This is a genomic window from Enterobacter sp. BNK-13, from assembly GCF_048685015.1.
Taxonomy (GTDB): domain Bacteria; phylum Pseudomonadota; class Gammaproteobacteria; order Enterobacterales; family Enterobacteriaceae; genus Enterobacter; species Enterobacter quasiroggenkampii.
In genome coordinates this window covers 1158218-1173111 of sequence record NZ_JBLQTP010000001.1, presented here as the reverse complement: position 1 = coordinate 1173111, position 14894 = coordinate 1158218, and the positions used below count along the sequence as shown (strand labels likewise).

Annotated in this window: 12 protein-coding genes; 4 read left to right on the top strand and 8 right to left on the bottom strand. The window is 52.7% G+C overall.

All coding sequences use genetic code 11. The annotated features are described in order from the left end of the window. Positions 1-57 precede the first annotated feature (57 nt). The 6 genes from ihfB to ACMGGQ_RS05500 all read right to left on the bottom strand — a co-directional run bounded on the left by ihfB (position 58) and on the right by ACMGGQ_RS05500 (position 6465). Entirely contained in the window at positions 58-345 is a 288-nt protein-coding gene (gene ihfB / locus ACMGGQ_RS05525) for an integration host factor subunit beta (protein ID WP_008499965.1), read from the bottom strand. Positions 346-515: 170 nt separating this feature from the next. Then, positions 516-2189, bottom strand: a complete 1674-nt coding sequence (gene rpsA / locus ACMGGQ_RS05520) for a 30S ribosomal protein S1 (RefSeq protein ID WP_008499966.1) — start codon at positions 2187-2189, stop codon at positions 516-518. A 111-nt stretch (positions 2190-2300) separates the two neighbouring features. Next, a complete protein-coding gene (cmk, locus tag ACMGGQ_RS05515; RefSeq protein WP_024907794.1) occupies positions 2301-2984 on the bottom strand; it encodes a (d)CMP kinase in 684 nt (227 codons plus the stop codon). A 184-nt stretch (positions 2985-3168) separates the two neighbouring features. After that, positions 3169-4452, bottom strand: a complete 1284-nt coding sequence (gene aroA / locus ACMGGQ_RS05510; protein WP_045908387.1) for a 3-phosphoshikimate 1-carboxyvinyltransferase — start codon at positions 4450-4452, stop codon at positions 3169-3171. A 69-nt stretch (positions 4453-4521) separates the two neighbouring features. Beyond that, the gene (serC, locus tag ACMGGQ_RS05505; protein WP_420289690.1) at positions 4522-5610 is read right to left on the bottom strand and encodes a 3-phosphoserine/phosphohydroxythreonine transaminase; all 1089 of its coding nucleotides are present in this window, start codon (positions 5608-5610) and stop codon (positions 4522-4524) included. 162 nt (positions 5611-5772) lie between these two features. After that, positions 5773-6465, bottom strand: coding sequence for a DUF421 domain-containing protein (locus ACMGGQ_RS05500; protein WP_045908389.1), 693 nt, complete (start codon positions 6463-6465; stop codon positions 5773-5775). 127 nt (positions 6466-6592) lie between these two features. Between ACMGGQ_RS05500 and ycaO the strand changes: the two genes are divergently transcribed. From ycaO to pflA, 4 genes are all read left to right on the top strand, one after another. Then, positions 6593-8353: a 30S ribosomal protein S12 methylthiotransferase accessory factor YcaO gene (ycaO, locus tag ACMGGQ_RS05495; protein WP_045417297.1), complete on the top strand. Its 1761-nt coding sequence runs from the start codon at positions 6593-6595 to the stop codon at positions 8351-8353. Positions 8354-8759: 406 nt separating this feature from the next. Next, a complete protein-coding gene (gene focA / locus ACMGGQ_RS05490; RefSeq protein WP_008499974.1) occupies positions 8760-9617 on the top strand; it encodes a formate transporter FocA in 858 nt (285 codons plus the stop codon). 51 nt (positions 9618-9668) lie between these two features. After that, positions 9669-11951, top strand: a complete 2283-nt coding sequence (pflB, locus tag ACMGGQ_RS05485; protein WP_023310992.1) for a formate C-acetyltransferase — start codon at positions 9669-9671, stop codon at positions 11949-11951. Between the two features lie 203 nt (positions 11952-12154). Next, complete coding sequence (pflA, locus tag ACMGGQ_RS05480) at positions 12155-12895, top strand: pyruvate formate lyase 1-activating protein (protein ID WP_008499976.1); 741 nt, start codon at positions 12155-12157, stop codon at positions 12893-12895. Between the two features lie 36 nt (positions 12896-12931). On the opposite strand, the gene ACMGGQ_RS05475 is transcribed toward pflA, so the two are convergent. Both ACMGGQ_RS05475 and ACMGGQ_RS05470 read right to left on the bottom strand, forming a co-directional pair. Next, positions 12932-13462 (bottom strand): anti-virulence regulator CigR family protein, encoded by a 531-nt coding sequence (locus tag ACMGGQ_RS05475; RefSeq protein ID WP_024907800.1) that lies wholly within the window; start codon positions 13460-13462, stop codon positions 12932-12934. Positions 13463-13585: 123 nt separating this feature from the next. Next, positions 13586-14734: an MFS transporter gene (locus tag ACMGGQ_RS05470; RefSeq protein WP_420289689.1), complete on the bottom strand. Its 1149-nt coding sequence runs from the start codon at positions 14732-14734 to the stop codon at positions 13586-13588. Positions 14735-14894: the final 160 nt, after the last annotated feature.

The following is a 14894-nucleotide window of genomic DNA, read 5'->3' as shown; positions in this document are numbered from 1 at the left end:
CAAAAAAAGCACCCGCAGGTGCTTTCTTTCGAACCCAGTTTAACCGGCTGGCTAAACTCAGTTGCCGTAAATATTGGCGCGATCGCGCAGTTCTTTACCCGGCTTAAAGTGTGGAACGTACTTACCTTCCAGCTCGACTTTATCGCCAGTTTTCGGGTTACGCCCGGTACGTGGAGCACGATAGTGCAGAGAAAAACTACCGAAACCGCGGATTTCAATGCGCTCGCCCTGGGCAAGAGTGGAGGCCATATGCTCCAGCATCTCTTTTACGGCATCTTCCACTGCTTTGGCAGGGATATGCGGTTGCTGACTGGCAAGTCTTTCAATCAATTCTGACTTGGTCATGATTCCTCCGGTTCCTTTCAAACCAATTAGCTGAACAGCTCATTAAACAAGGGCGGCCGTAGCCGCCCTTTGTTATTGATTACAGGACGAATCCTGTAATCTGTCAAGTTTGCTCCTCATCCTTCACGCTGTAAATGCATTACAGCGCACATGATGCTGAGAACCTGATATTACTCGCCTTTAGCTGCTTTGAAAGCTTCAGCCATTGCGTTGTTAGAGAAGTTTGCATCTTCCTGTTTGTTAACAGTTGCGATTGCATCTTTCTCATCAGCTTCGTCTTTAGCACGAACAGACAGGCTGATTGCACGGTTCTTACGGTCAACACCGGTGAACTTAGCTTCAACGTCGTCGCCTACGTTCAGAACCAGAGTGGCATCTTCAACGCGGTCACGGGAAGCTTCAGAAGCGCGCAGGTAACCTTCAACGCCGTCAGCCAGTTCTACGGTTGCGCCTTTAGCGTCAACTGCAGTCACTTTACCGTTTACGATTGCGCCTTTCTTGTTCAGTGCAACCCAGTTGTTGAACGGATCTTCTGCGAGCTGTTTAACGCCCAGGGAGATACGCTCACGCTCTGCGTCAACCTGCAGAACAACTGCAGCGATTTCGTCGCCTTTTTTGTATTCACGAACTGCTTCTTCGCCTGCAACGTTCCAGGAGATGTCAGACAGGTGAACCAGGCCATCGATGCCGCCGTCCAGGCCGATGAAGATACCGAAGTCAGTGATAGACTTGATTTTACCTTCAACACGGTCACCCTTGTTGTGGGTTTCCGCGAACTGCTGCCATGGGTTGTTTTTGCACTGCTTCAGGCCCAGGGAGATACGACGACGTTCTTCGTCGATATCCAGAACCATCACTTCCACTACATCACCAACGTTAACAACTTTGGATGGGTGGATGTTTTTGTTGGTCCAGTCCATTTCGGAAACGTGCACCAGACCTTCAACGCCTTCTTCGATTTCAACGAAGCAGCCGTAGTCAGTCAGGTTGGTTACGCGACCAGTCAGTTTAGTACCTTCTGGGTAACGCTTAGCGATAGCTACCCATGGATCTTCGCCCAGCTGTTTCAGGCCGAGGGATACACGAGTACGCTCACGGTCGAACTTCAGCACTTTAACAGTGATTTCGTCGCCCACGTTCACGATTTCGCTTGGGTGCTTAACGCGTTTCCACGCCATGTCGGTGATGTGCAGCAGGCCATCAACGCCGCCCAGGTCAACGAATGCGCCGTAGTCAGTGAGGTTCTTAACGATACCTTTGACTTCCATGCCTTCCTGCAGGTTTTCCAGCAGCTGATCGCGTTCTGCGCTGTTTTCGGATTCGATAACGGCACGACGGGAAACAACAACGTTGTTACGCTTCTGGTCCAGCTTGATTACTTTGAACTCAAGCTCTTTGCCTTCCAGGTGCAGAGTGTCACGAACTGGACGAACGTCTACCAGAGAACCTGGCAGGAACGCACGAATACCATTCAGCTCAACAGTGAAGCCACCTTTAACTTTGCCGTTGATAACACCGACCACAGTTTCAGCTTCTTCGTAAGCTTTTTCCAGCGTGATCCATGCTTCGTGACGTTTCGCTTTCTCACGAGAAAGCAGGGTTTCACCGAAGCCGTCTTCTACTGCGTCCAGAGCAACGTCAACTTCGTCGCCAACCTGGATTTCCAGCTCGCCCTGGGCGTTTTTGAACTGCTCTGCCGGAATGGCGGACTCAGATTTCAGACCGGCGTCAACCAGTACTACGTCTTTGTCGATAGCAACAACAACACCGCGAACGATGGAACCCGGGCGGGTTTCGATTTCTTTTAAGGATTCTTCAAACAGTTGAGCAAAAGATTCAGTCATGTTTAATCTTCAGGTTAATATTAACGTCCACCTGGCTCCGTGCCGGATGGGGTTGTTTCACATACCCGCCGTCAATCCCTTGCAGCGGGGGTACTGCTAAATCGGTCGCGATTACGCGAGTGCCAGTTTTTGGCGCGCATATTGTAGCGCTTTTTCAATCACTTGCTCAATAGTTAAACTGGTTGAATCCAGAACTAATGCATCTTCTGCTGGAACAAGTGGGGCGACGGCGCGGTTACGATCGCGGTCATCGCGCTCTTTTATCTCGGATAAAAGGCGATCAAAGTTAACACTAAACCCCTTTTCCTGCAACTGAAGCATGCGGCGTTGAGCACGTTCTTCCGAAGAGGCGTCAAGGAAAATTTTCACAGGTGCATCAGGGAATACCACGGTTCCCATATCGCGTCCGTCTGCGATCAAGCCCGGTGCTTCACGAAACGCGCGCTGACGACGTAACAGCGCCTCACGAACGCGCGGGAAGGCTGCTACCTGGGAGGCCGCATTCGCCACTTCCTGAGTACGAATTTCCCCGCTCACGTCTTCCCCTTCAAGGATGACTTCCAGGTTGCCATCGGTCGACACGAAACGCACATCAAGATGCGCAGCCAGCGGAACCAGCGCTTCTTCAGACGCCACGTCCACATGATGATGCAGCGCAGCCAGAGCCAGCACGCGATAGATTGCTCCCGAATCTAAAAGATGCCATTGCAACGCTTCCGCCATCGCTTTGCACAGAGTCCCTTTCCCTGCGCCACTCGGCCCATCAATGGTGATTACCGGGGCAATTGCCGTCATCTTTTTCTCCTTAAATAAGGCATACCGTTTACATGAACGCCGCGCATTATACGCGTCAACGTGCGCAACTGTTACCTTTGCGTGCAAATTACGGATTGATTGAAGCAGAGTGTAGAAGAAATGAACGGATGTGTTCGTCAGGAAGCGTAAGGAAATGCCGCATCGGGTGATGCGGCAGGCGTTATCAGGCCAGCGTGCTAATGCGTGCCAGCTGTTCGAAGTAGTCCGGGAACGTTTTCGCCGTACATTTTGGATCAAGAATGGTGACAGGCGTGTCTGACAACGCCACCAGCGAGAAGCACATCGCCATACGGTGATCGTTGTAGGTTCCGATCTCGGCAACCTGCAGTTTTGCAGGAGGCGTGACGCGAATGTAGTCTTCGCCCTCTTCCACCTCAGCGCCGACCTTACGCAGCTCAGTCGCCATCGCGAACAGTCGGTCGGTTTCTTTTACGCGCCAGTTGTAGATATTACGCAGCGTGGTGGTGCCTTTTGCAAACAGCGCCGCTGTGGCAATGGTCATCGCCGCATCCGGAATATGGTTCATGTCCATGTCGATGGCCTTCAGCTCGCCGCGGGTACAGGAGATGAAATCATCGCCCCAAGTCACAACCGCGCCCATTTTCTCCAGCACGTCCGCAAAACGGATATCGCCCTGCACGCTGTTGCGGCCAATACCGGTTACCTTCACGGTACCGCCTTTGATCGCGCCCGCCGCCAGGAAGTAAGAAGCCGACGAGGCGTCGCCTTCCACAAGATAGCTGCCCGGAGACTGGTACTGCTGCGCCCCACGTACCACGAAGCGCTGATAAGACTGGTTTTCCACCTCGACGCCGAAGGTTTTCATCAGGTGCAGCGTGATATCGATATACGGTTTGGAGACCAGCTCGCCTTTAATCGTAATTACCGTATCCTGCGGTGCCAGCGGCGCGGTCATCAGCAGCGCGGTCAGGAACTGGCTGGAAACGCTGCCGTCAACCTCGACGTGACCGCCGGTAAAGCCCCCGCGCAGACGCAGTGGCGGATAATTTTCCTGCTCCAGATACTCAATCTGCGCGCCGCCCTGACGCAGGGCATCCACCAGATGGCCAATCGGACGCTCTTTCATGCGCGGCTCACCGGTCAGCACAATGTTGTTGCGCCCAAGACACAGAGCCGCCGCCAGCGGACGCATCGCGGTACCCGCGTTGCCCAGAAACAGCTCAAGCTCTTCACCCGTCTGCAGCGCGCCGCCATTGCCGGTCACTTCGCAGCGGGTGCGATCGTCGGAGAGAGTGTAATGAACGCCCAACGCTTTCAGCGCATTGAGCATATGGCGCACGTCATCGCTGTCCAGCAGGTTTGTAAGGACGGTGGTGCCGTTTGCCAGTGCTGCCAGCAGCAGAGCGCGGTTCGAGACACTTTTTGAACCAGGCAGATTAATGGTGCCATCTACCCGCGCGATAGGTTGTAACGTCAGGGATTCCATGAAAACTTAACTCTCAACTCAACATAATAAAAACCCCGCAGCAGGGCTACGGGGGTGAAAACAGCGCAATTAACCGTGGCGACGTTCGAAGTCGATCATGAAATCGGTCAGAGCCTTAACGCCTTCCAGCGGCATCGCGTTATAGATGGAGGCACGCATGCCGCCCACGACACGGTGACCTTTGAGCGCGTGCAGGCCTGCCGCGAAGGATTCTTCCAGGAACACTTTATCCAGGTTGCTGTCCGCCAGCTGGAACGGCACGTTCATGCGGGAACGGTTAGCTTTCGCCACATCGTTGCGGTAGAAATCGCTCTTGTCGATCACGCCATACAGCAGTTCGGCTTTCTGCTGATTCACTTTGTCCATCTGCGCCACGCCGCCGTTTTGCTTCAGCCATTTGAAGACCAGGCCGGAAAGGTACCAGGCAAACGTCGGTGGGGTGTTGAACATAGAATCGTTGTCGTTCAGCACGGTGTAATCAAGAATCGACGGGCAGGATGTATGCGCTTTACCCAGCAGATCTTCACGCACGATAACAATCGTCAGGCCTGCAGGGCCGATATTTTTCTGTGCGCCCGCGTAGATCACGCCATAACGGCTGACGTCAATTGGCGCAGACAGAATGGTGGAGGAGAAGTCAGCGGCAACCACGACATCGCTGCCGAAGTTTGGCGTCTCGTCGATGGCAATGCCGTCAATGGTTTCGTTCGGGCAGTAGTGCAGATACGCGGCGTTATCAGAAAGCTCCCACTCGCTCATTGGCTTCACGGCGCGCAGGCCGTCAACGGTCACTTTGGCGTCGATCACATTCGGCGTGCAGTATTTGTGCGCTTCTTTCACCGCACTGGCCGCCCAGTAGCCTGCGTCAACGTAGTCTGCCGTCGTTTTATCGCCCAGGATGTTCAGCGGTACGCCCGCAAACTGGCCGCGCCCGCCGCCGTGACAGAACAATACTTTGTAGTTCGAGGGAATATTCAGCAGATCGCGAAAATCCTTTTCTGCCTCTTCCGCCACCTGAATAAACTCTTTACCCCGGTGGCTGATTTCCATCACCGACGTTCCCAGACCGTTCCAGTCACAAAGTTCCTGTTGAGCCTGTTTAAGCACGTCTGCCGGTAACATTGCCGGACCTGAACTGAAATTAAAGACTTGAGCCATTTCCCCTCACCACGCTAAAAGCCATAAGTTATAACTGTGGATATCGGTTTTATCATTCAGTGACACGCGCCGCAATGTCTAAAACTTATGACCCGTGAAATGTGCCCCACGTCACACAAAACAATCTGCCGCCTCGCCAGGACAAAACCGACAAAATGGCTGTCAGGTGATGCGTTTAGCCCGGCTAACCTTCGTCCATTCCGGATTTGCACAGCGGGGGCATAATTGACGATCCCCCGGCTGCATCGCGACGACATGGCTACATCTCACGCAGGCATACTCGCCTGACTCAGGTACGGTTCTGAAACGCTCGATCAGCATATCCGGCAGGATGCACAGTCCCGGCCTCACCTCATCGTCAGAATAGTAATAGACACTAATCTGCCCGTTGGTTTCCATGATCGCCAGACGCACCTGCCCGAGCTGTTCCACGCTGTTGAGGCGTAGCTCCATAAAGAACTCAAACTCGGTCATATTGGCGCTCTGAACGTTTTCCCAGGCCAGCTGACCGTCCTCGACGATAACGACCGGCTTCCCTTCAAGCAGATCTTCCAGCTTTTCACTTTTCGACATCAGCCACATGACAAGCCGGTAAAGCAGCGCCAGGGAGACAAAAACGATGAAGACCGGCACCATCGGCACATCATCATAGAAGGCGACATCCCCCGCCGCAGAACCCAGCGTCAGGATGATCAATACTTCAAAAAGCGACATCTGCCGCACGCCGCGACGGCCCGTAATTTTGAGAAACAGGAACACGAGGACGAAGGTATACAAGCTGCGAAGCGCGACTTCGCCTAAAAACTCTGGAGGGACTTTATCAAACGCCATCCGCTGGAGATCAAACGCTTTCATTTTTCTATGCCTTAACAGTAGGTTACTGAGTGTAAGCATAGCTCAGGCATTTATTTTCGCCGAAGATAGCACCCGTCACGCAAAACCCGTATCATTGCGCGCTTTACGTACGATAAAAGTGAACGCCATGACTCAAACGTTTATCCCCGGCAAAGACGCCGCTCTGGAAGATTCCATCGCTCGCTTCCAGCAGAAACTGACCGACCTGGGTTTTAACATCGAAGAAGCCTCCTGGCTCAATCCGGTGCCTCATGTCTGGTCCGTGCATATTCGCGATAAAGACTGTGCCCTGTGCTTTACCAACGGTAAAGGCGCGACGAAAAAAGCGGCACTGGCCTCCGCGCTGGGTGAGTATTTTGAGCGTCTGTCCACCAACTATTTCTTCGCTGACTTCTGGCTGGGCGAAACCATCGCCAACGGCCCGTTCGTTCACTATCCGAACGAAAAATGGTTCCCACTGACGGAAGACGACGAACTGCCGGAAGGTATTCTCGACGCGCGTCTGCGCGCTTTCTACGATCCGGAAAACGAACTGACCGCCAGCATGCTGATCGATCTGCAGTCCGGAAACGACGATCGCGGTATTTGCGCCCTGCCCTTTACCCGTCAGTCTGACGAGCAGACCGTCTATATCCCGATGAACATCGTCGGCAACCTGTATGTGTCTAACGGCATGTCCGCCGGTAACACCCGCAATGAAGCCCGCGTGCAGGGTCTGTCTGAAGTCTTCGAGCGTCACATCAAAAACCGCATTATTGCCGAATCCATCAGCCTGCCTGAAATTCCGGCAGACGTGCTGGCGCGCTACCCGGGCGTAGTGGAATCCATCGCCAAACTGGAAGCAGAAGGTTTCCCAATCTTCGCGTATGACGGCTCGCTGGGCGGCAAGTATCCGGTGATCTGCGTCGTGCTGTTTAACCCGACCAACGGTACCTGCTTCGCCTCCTTCGGCGCGCACCCGGACTTCGGCGTGGCGCTGGAGCGTACCGTCACTGAGCTGCTGCAGGGCCGTAGCCTGAAAGATCTCGACGTGTTTACGCCGCCAACGTTTGACGATGAAGAAGTGGCCGAGCATACCAACCTCGAAACCCACTTCATCGATTCCAGCGGCTTAATTTCCTGGGATATGTTCAAGCAGGACGCGGACTATCCGTTCGTGGACTGGAGCTTCGCCGGTACCACGGAAGAAGAGTTCGCCACGCTGATGGCGATCTTCAACGCGGAAGACCAGGAAGTGTACATTGCCGATTACGAGCACCTGGGCGTTTACGCGTGCCGCATCATCGTGCCTGGCATGTCTGATATCTATCCAGCGGAAGACCTGTGGCTGGCAAACAACAGCATGGGCGCCCATCTGCGAGAAACGCTGCTGGCTCTGCCGGGCAGTGAATGGGAGAAAGAAGATTACCTGAACCTGATCGCCCAACTGGACGAAGAAGGCCACGATGACTTCACCCGCGTACGCGAACTCCTGGGTCTGGCGACCGGTAAAGATAACGGCTGGTATACCCTGCGTATCGGTGAACTGAAAGCAATGCTGGCTCTGGCGGGTGGCGATCTGGATCAGGCCCTGGCCTGGACCGAGTGGACCATGGAGTTCAACCAGTCGGTCTTCTCTGCCGAGCGCACCAATTATTACCGTTGCCTGCAAACCCTGCTGCTGCTTGCACAGGAAGAGGATCGCGAACCGCTGCAATACCTGAATGCTTTCGTGCGTATGTACGGGGCTGAGGCCGTTGAAGCAGCCAGCGCGGCCCTGAGCGGCGAAGCGCCGTTCTATGGCCTGCAGGCTGTTGATAGCGATCTTAAAGCCTTCCCGGCGCATCAGTCACTGCTGAAGGCCTACGAAAAGCTGCAGAAAGCAAAAGCTGCTTACTGGTCAAAATAAGCGCACATAACATTACCAGCAGTAGGCGTATTCAATCGTCTGGGCTATATTACGGGGCAATTTCATTGCCCCGTTTTTTATTTTCTTCGGCAATGATTGTTGATTGTAATAATAAAGTTAAACACGGGTAAATATAATAATATTGATCTGGGCTTTACTGTTACTTTTTATGGTTAATACTCCATATTAATTAACTGATAAAGAGGTGGCTGAACGAAAAAATTCAACTCTTTTCATAACTTTTAAAATTTATTTTTATACGGATAATCAAACACTTACTCCGCATTTGCTGTAAATCCATACACACTGCGGGCCTATAAGCCAGGCGAGATATGATCTATATCAATTTCTCTTCTATAATGCTTTGTTAGTATCTCGTCGCCGACTTAATAAAGAGAGAGTTAGTGTGAAAGCTGACAACCCTTTTGATCTTTTACTCCCTGCTGCGATGGCCAAAGTTGCCGAAGAAGCAGGTGTCTATAAAGCAACGAAACACCCGATGAAGACGTTCTATCTGGCGATCACGGCTGGTGTGTTCATCTCTATCGCTTTCGTCTTCTACATCACCGCCACCACCGGTACTGCCGGAATGCCTTTCGGCATGGCCAAACTGATTGGCGGCATTTGTTTCTCACTGGGTCTGATTCTTTGCGTCATTTGCGGCGCCGACCTCTTCACCTCAACGGTGCTGATTGTCGTGGCAAAGGCCAGCGGAAGAATTACCTGGGGTCAGCTGGCACGTAACTGGCTTAATGTTTACGTGGGTAACCTGGTTGGCTGTCTGCTCTTTGTTTTGTTGATGTGGCTTTCTGGCGAGTACATGACCGCCAACGGTGGCTGGGGCCTTAACGTCCTGCAAACCGCCGACCACAAAATGCACCACACATTTATCGAAGCCGTTGCTCTCGGCATCCTCGCTAACCTGATGGTCTGCCTGGCTGTATGGATGAGCTACTCGGGTCGTAGCCTGATGGACAAAGCCTTAATTATGGTTCTGCCGGTTGCGATGTTTGTTGCCAGCGGCTTTGAGCACAGTATCGCGAATATGTTCATGATCCCAATGGGCATTGTTATCCGCGACTTTGCGAGCCCGGAGTTCTGGACCGCAGTTGGTTCATCCCCGGAAAGTTTCTCTCACCTGACTATTATGAATTTCATTACTGATAACCTGATCCCTGTCACTATCGGGAACATTATCGGTGGGGGTCTGTTAGTTGGGTTGACATACTGGGTCATTTACCTGCGTGGCGACGATCATCATTGATGGTTTTCTCAGGCAGTAAATAAAAAATCCACTTAAGAAGGTAGGTGTTACATGTCCGAGCTTAATGAAAAGTTAGCCACAGCCTGGGAAGGTTTTGCGAAAGGTGACTGGCAGAATGAAGTAAACGTACGTGACTTCATTCAGAAAAACTATACCCCGTATGAAGGTGACGAATCCTTCCTGGCTGGCGCAACTGACGCGACCACCAAGCTGTGGGACAGCGTAATGGAAGGCGTTAAACTGGAAAACCGCACTCACGCGCCAGTTGATTTTGACACCTCCGTTGCTTCCACCATCACTTCTCACGATGCTGGCTATATCAACAAAGCCCTTGAGAAAATCGTTGGTCTGCAGACTGAAGCACCACTGAAACGCGCAATCATCCCGTTCGGTGGTATTAAAATGGTTGAAGGTTCATGCAAAGCGTATAACCGCGAGCTGGACCCAATGCTGAAAAAAATCTTCACCGAATACCGCAAAACCCACAACCAGGGCGTATTCGATGTTTACACCAAAGACATTCTGAACTGCCGTAAATCTGGCGTTCTGACTGGTCTGCCAGATGCGTATGGCCGTGGCCGTATCATCGGTGACTACCGTCGCGTTGCGCTGTACGGTATCGACTTCCTGATGAAAGACAAGTACGCGCAGTTTGTTTCCCTGCAGTCCGATCTGGAAAACGGCGTAAACCTGGAAGCGACTATCCGTCTGCGTGAAGAGATCGCTGAACAGCACCGCGCGCTGGGTCAGATCAAAGAGATGGCGGCTAAATACGGCTGCGATATCTCTGGTCCTGCTACCAACGCTCAGGAAGCTATCCAGTGGACCTACTTCGGCTACCTGGCCGCAGTTAAGTCTCAGAACGGTGCAGCGATGTCCTTCGGTCGCGTATCCACCTTCCTGGATGCTTACATCGAACGTGACCTGAAAGCAGGCAAAATCACCGAGCAAGACGCTCAGGAAATGATTGACCACCTGGTCATGAAACTGCGTATGGTTCGCTTCCTGCGTACGCCTGAATACGATGAGCTGTTCTCCGGTGACCCAATCTGGGCAACTGAATCCATCGGCGGTATGGGCGTTGACGGCCGTACTCTGGTGACCAAAAACAGCTTCCGCTTCCTGAACACCCTGTACACCATGGGTCCTTCTCCGGAGCCGAACATCACCGTTCTGTGGTCTGAAAAACTGCCTCTGAACTTCAAGAAATTCGCCGCTAAAGTGTCCATCGACACCTCTTCTCTGCAGTACGAGAACGATGACCTGATGCGTCCGGACTTCAACAACGACGATTACGCTATCGCTTGCTGCGTAAGCCCAATGGTTGTTGGTAAACAAATGCAGTTCTTCGGTGCGCGTGCAAACCTGGCGAAAACCATGCTGTACGCTATCAACGGCGGCGTTGATGAAAAACTGAAAATGCAGGTTGGTCCTAAGTCTGAGCCGATCAAAGGCGACGTTCTGAACTTCGACGAAGTGATGGACCGCATGGATCACTTCATGGACTGGCTGGCGAAACAGTACGTCACTGCGCTGAACGTTATCCACTACATGCACGACAAGTACAGCTACGAAGCTTCTCTGATGGCGCTGCACGACCGTGACGTTATCCGCACCATGGCGTGTGGTATCGCAGGTCTGTCCGTTGCTGCTGACTCCCTGTCTGCAATCAAATATGCGAAAGTTAAACCAATTCGTGACGAAGACGGTCTGGCTATCGACTTCGAAATCGAAGGCGAATATCCGCAGTTTGGTAACAACGATTCTCGCGTTGATGACATGGCGGTTGACCTGGTAGAACGTTTCATGAAGAAAATTCAGAAACTGACTACCTACCGTAACGCTATCCCGACTCAGTCTGTTCTGACCATCACCTCTAACGTTGTGTATGGTAAGAAAACCGGTAACACCCCAGACGGTCGTCGTGCTGGCGCGCCATTCGGCCCAGGTGCGAACCCAATGCACGGTCGTGACCAGAAAGGTGCGGTTGCCTCTCTGACTTCCGTTGCTAAACTGCCGTTTGCTTACGCGAAAGATGGTATCTCTTACACCTTCTCTATCGTGCCAAACGCGCTGGGTAAAGACGACGAAGTGCGTAAAACTAACCTCGCGGGTCTGATGGATGGTTACTTCCACCACGAAGCGTCCATTGAAGGTGGTCAGCACCTGAACGTGAACGTCATGAACCGTGAAATGCTGCTCGACGCGATGGAACACCCTGAGAAATATCCTCAGCTGACCATCCGCGTATCTGGCTACGCAGTACGTTTTAACTCCCTGACTAAAGAACAGCAGCAGGACGTTATCACCCGTACTTTCACTCAGTCCATGTAAGTGGAGTTGACTGAAATCACGCGTTAACAAGCGTACAATAAAGGCTCCACGTCAGTGGGGCCTTTTTAGCACCCTCTCCACCTCAGTCTCTTTTGTCCGCTATCTATACTGAATGGATAACAGCCAAAACAGACTTAACACAGCCGGCTTTGAGCTGTGCATACACAGGCCCCGGACGGGCCGATGATGGAGATATCACCGCAATGTCAACTATTGGTCGTATTCACTCCTTTGAATCCTGTGGCACCGTCGATGGCCCGGGTATCCGCTTTATCACCTTTTTCCAGGGCTGCCTGATGCGCTGCCTGTACTGCCATAATCGCGACACCTGGGACACGCACGGCGGTAAAGAAGTCACCGTCGACGATCTGATGAAAGAGGTGGTGACCTATCGCCACTTTATGAACGCCTCCGGTGGCGGTGTGACCGCATCCGGCGGTGAAGCCATTCTTCAGGCTGAATTTGTCCGCGACTGGTTCCGCGCCTGCCACAAAGAAGGCATTCATACCTGCCTGGATACCAATGGCTTTGTACGTCGCTACGATCCGGTAATTGATGAACTGCTCGAGGTGACCGATCTGGTGATGCTCGATCTCAAACAGATGAACGATGAGATCCACCAGAACCTGGTGGGCGTCTCCAACCACCGCACGCTGGAGTTTGCCAAATACATTGCCGATAAAGGCATCAAAACCTGGATCCGCTACGTGGTGGTACCAGGCTGGTCAGATGACGACGACTCCGCGCACCGCCTGGGGGAATTCACCCGCGACATGGGCAACGTCGAGAAAATCGAGCTTCTGCCCTATCACGAGCTGGGTAAACATAAATGGGTGGCCATGGGTGAAGAGTACAAGCTCGATGGCGTGAAGCCGCCGAAAAAAGAGACGATGGAACGCGTCAAAGGTATTCTTGAACAGTACGGTCACAAAGTGATGTATTAAAGAAAAGGCCCGGTAAAAACCGGGCCTTTTTATATTCTATTTAAAGACGCCGTTAATAACGGACGTCACAATCGCAGTACTCAGCGCAATTAAGACCAGGTCGTCACCCACTACGCGCCATTCATAGCCGGGATAGGAAGGAAGCTGGTCCAGCATTGAGGCCGGCACGGCCTTCTTCGCAATACCCGGAGGCAGTGGTTTACCGCGCGCCAGGTTTTTTGCGATCCCCGGAGGCAGAGACTTATAGCCCGTTAAACCATAATTCACGGCCAGATGGCGGGCATGATCGAAGCTCACGCGAGCATCAACGTCATTACCGACATCTTTGCTGTTTTTAACGCCCTTATCCGATTTACCAGGGTTATCCTGACCGTTATTTTGTTTATTACCATGGTTACCGGCGTTACCAGAATTCCCGTTACCATGATTGCCGCTGTTACCCTGTCCGCCTCCGTTTCCGTGACCATTGCCATTCCCGTTGCCAGGATTAGCCATGACCGGAGCCGTTGCAAACGTTAAAGACAACACTACGGCCAGTGCGGTAGTGGAAAAACGACGAATAGACATGATTGCTGCCTTATTGTGGTAGGACTCACCTGAATTATCGTCCGGCGCAATAAACAAACAATAAGTAAAACTCTGAGTTGTGATGGGGACAAAAAAGCCTGTCATCGACAGGCTTTTAATTCATCAGGCATGTGCCACAGGCGTTGGATGTTCGCCCGCTTTACGCAGCAGCATTAACAGATAAATAAACGACACGCTGGCGATCATGATAAACAGCAAATTGTCGGAGTAATTCTGCATCAGCATCGCGGTAAACGTCGGTCCTAACAGGCTGCCGATGGTATAGCTCAGTAACAGCGCCTGGTTCATTGCCACCAGCTGGTGATGTTCAACTTTCTCACAGGCCCAGGCCATCGCGACGGGATAGAGCGTAAAGCCAGCAGCCCCGAGAATGAACAGCGCAGGCGCCATTGCGGCGTTGCTGAGCATAGCAAGACAGCCCATGATCACCACGAAGACCTGAACGCGCAGCACCAGCAGACGGCCAAAGCGATCAGCCAGACGGCCAATTGGCCACTGCCCCACAATACCCGCACTCACCATGACCGCCATCCAGAAACCAATCCCGGAGTCGCTGACGCCCTGATGGTTCAGATAGAGCGGCATCAGGCCATAGAGCGAGCCGAGGACAATCCCCGAGATAATGCAGCCGTTAACACCCAGACGCGCCTGACGCAGTCTCAGCATTGGCCAGACGTGGGTTGCTTCCTGGTGTTCGCTGTTCTGGTTCACAATGCGCGTAAAGAGCAGCGGCAGGATCGCGGCCAGCACCATGCCCGTTACCCACGGCAGAACGCTCATCAGGTCGGTTGGCAGCTTGCTTACCATCAGTTGTCCCAGCACGGTGCCGACGTAATAAACCATCATGTAGGCTGCCAGCAGGCGACCGCGGTTGCGGGAGGTGCCGCTGCACATCAGCGCACTTTCAACGACCACCCAAATCATCGCGCAGCCGACACCGGCGATAAAGCGCCATGCCATCCAGCTCCAGAAGCCGACCATCAGGCCCAACCCCGCACACCCGGCAGCGAAAATCAGCGAAGCCAGATAATAGCTACGGTTAAAGCCAAAGCGCTTGATCAGGCTCCCGGTCACCATCGTACCCAGCAGGTTCCCGGTAAAAAAGGATGAGCTGACCATACCCACCTGCCAGGTCGGTAAGTTTTCATGGGCGAGCCACAGCGGGACGAGCGTATTTAACACTGCGATCGCCAGGGTCAACAGAAGCAGGCCACAGAGCAACAGCAGCACTGGCCGGGTATAGGTGGTCATGGATTAAAAAGCCGTGAGGAAGTTCAGATTTCGTGCGCATCATGCCACTGGCAAAAACAAAGTCAATCCACTGATTTAGCCGCCTCGCACAATATGTTCCCTGTCGATTTAAAAAACTTATCCTGCTAATGCCACGCCTGCTATAGATATTAATTATGTC

Bases quoted from the DNA above. Each gene is read 5' to 3' on its own strand.
- ihfB (WP_008499965.1), bottom strand. From the start codon at position 345: ATGACCAAGTCAGAATTGATTGAAAGACTTGCCAGTCAGCAACCGCAT.
- rpsA (WP_008499966.1), bottom strand. From the start codon at position 2,189: ATGACTGAATCTTTTGCTCAACTGTTTGAAGAATCCTTAAAAGAAATC.
- cmk (WP_024907794.1), bottom strand. From the start codon at position 2,984: ATGACGGCAATTGCCCCGGTAATCACCATTGATGGGCCGAGTGGCGCA.
- aroA (WP_045908387.1), bottom strand. From the start codon at position 4,452: ATGGAATCCCTGACGTTACAACCTATCGCGCGGGTAGATGGCACCATT.
- serC (WP_420289690.1), bottom strand. From the start codon at position 5,610: ATGGCTCAAGTCTTTAATTTCAGTTCAGGTCCGGCAATGTTACCGGCA.
- ACMGGQ_RS05500 (WP_045908389.1), bottom strand. From the start codon at position 6,465: ATGAAAGCGTTTGATCTCCAGCGGATGGCGTTTGATAAAGTCCCTCCA.
- ycaO (WP_045417297.1), top strand. From the start codon at position 6,593: ATGACTCAAACGTTTATCCCCGGCAAAGACGCCGCTCTGGAAGATTCC.
- pflB (WP_023310992.1), top strand. From the start codon at position 9,669: ATGTCCGAGCTTAATGAAAAGTTAGCCACAGCCTGGGAAGGTTTTGCG.
- pflA (WP_008499976.1), top strand. From the start codon at position 12,155: ATGTCAACTATTGGTCGTATTCACTCCTTTGAATCCTGTGGCACCGTC.
- ACMGGQ_RS05475 (WP_024907800.1), bottom strand. From the start codon at position 13,462: ATGTCTATTCGTCGTTTTTCCACTACCGCACTGGCCGTAGTGTTGTCT.
- ACMGGQ_RS05470 (WP_420289689.1), bottom strand. From the start codon at position 14,734: ATGACCACCTATACCCGGCCAGTGCTGCTGTTGCTCTGTGGCCTGCTT.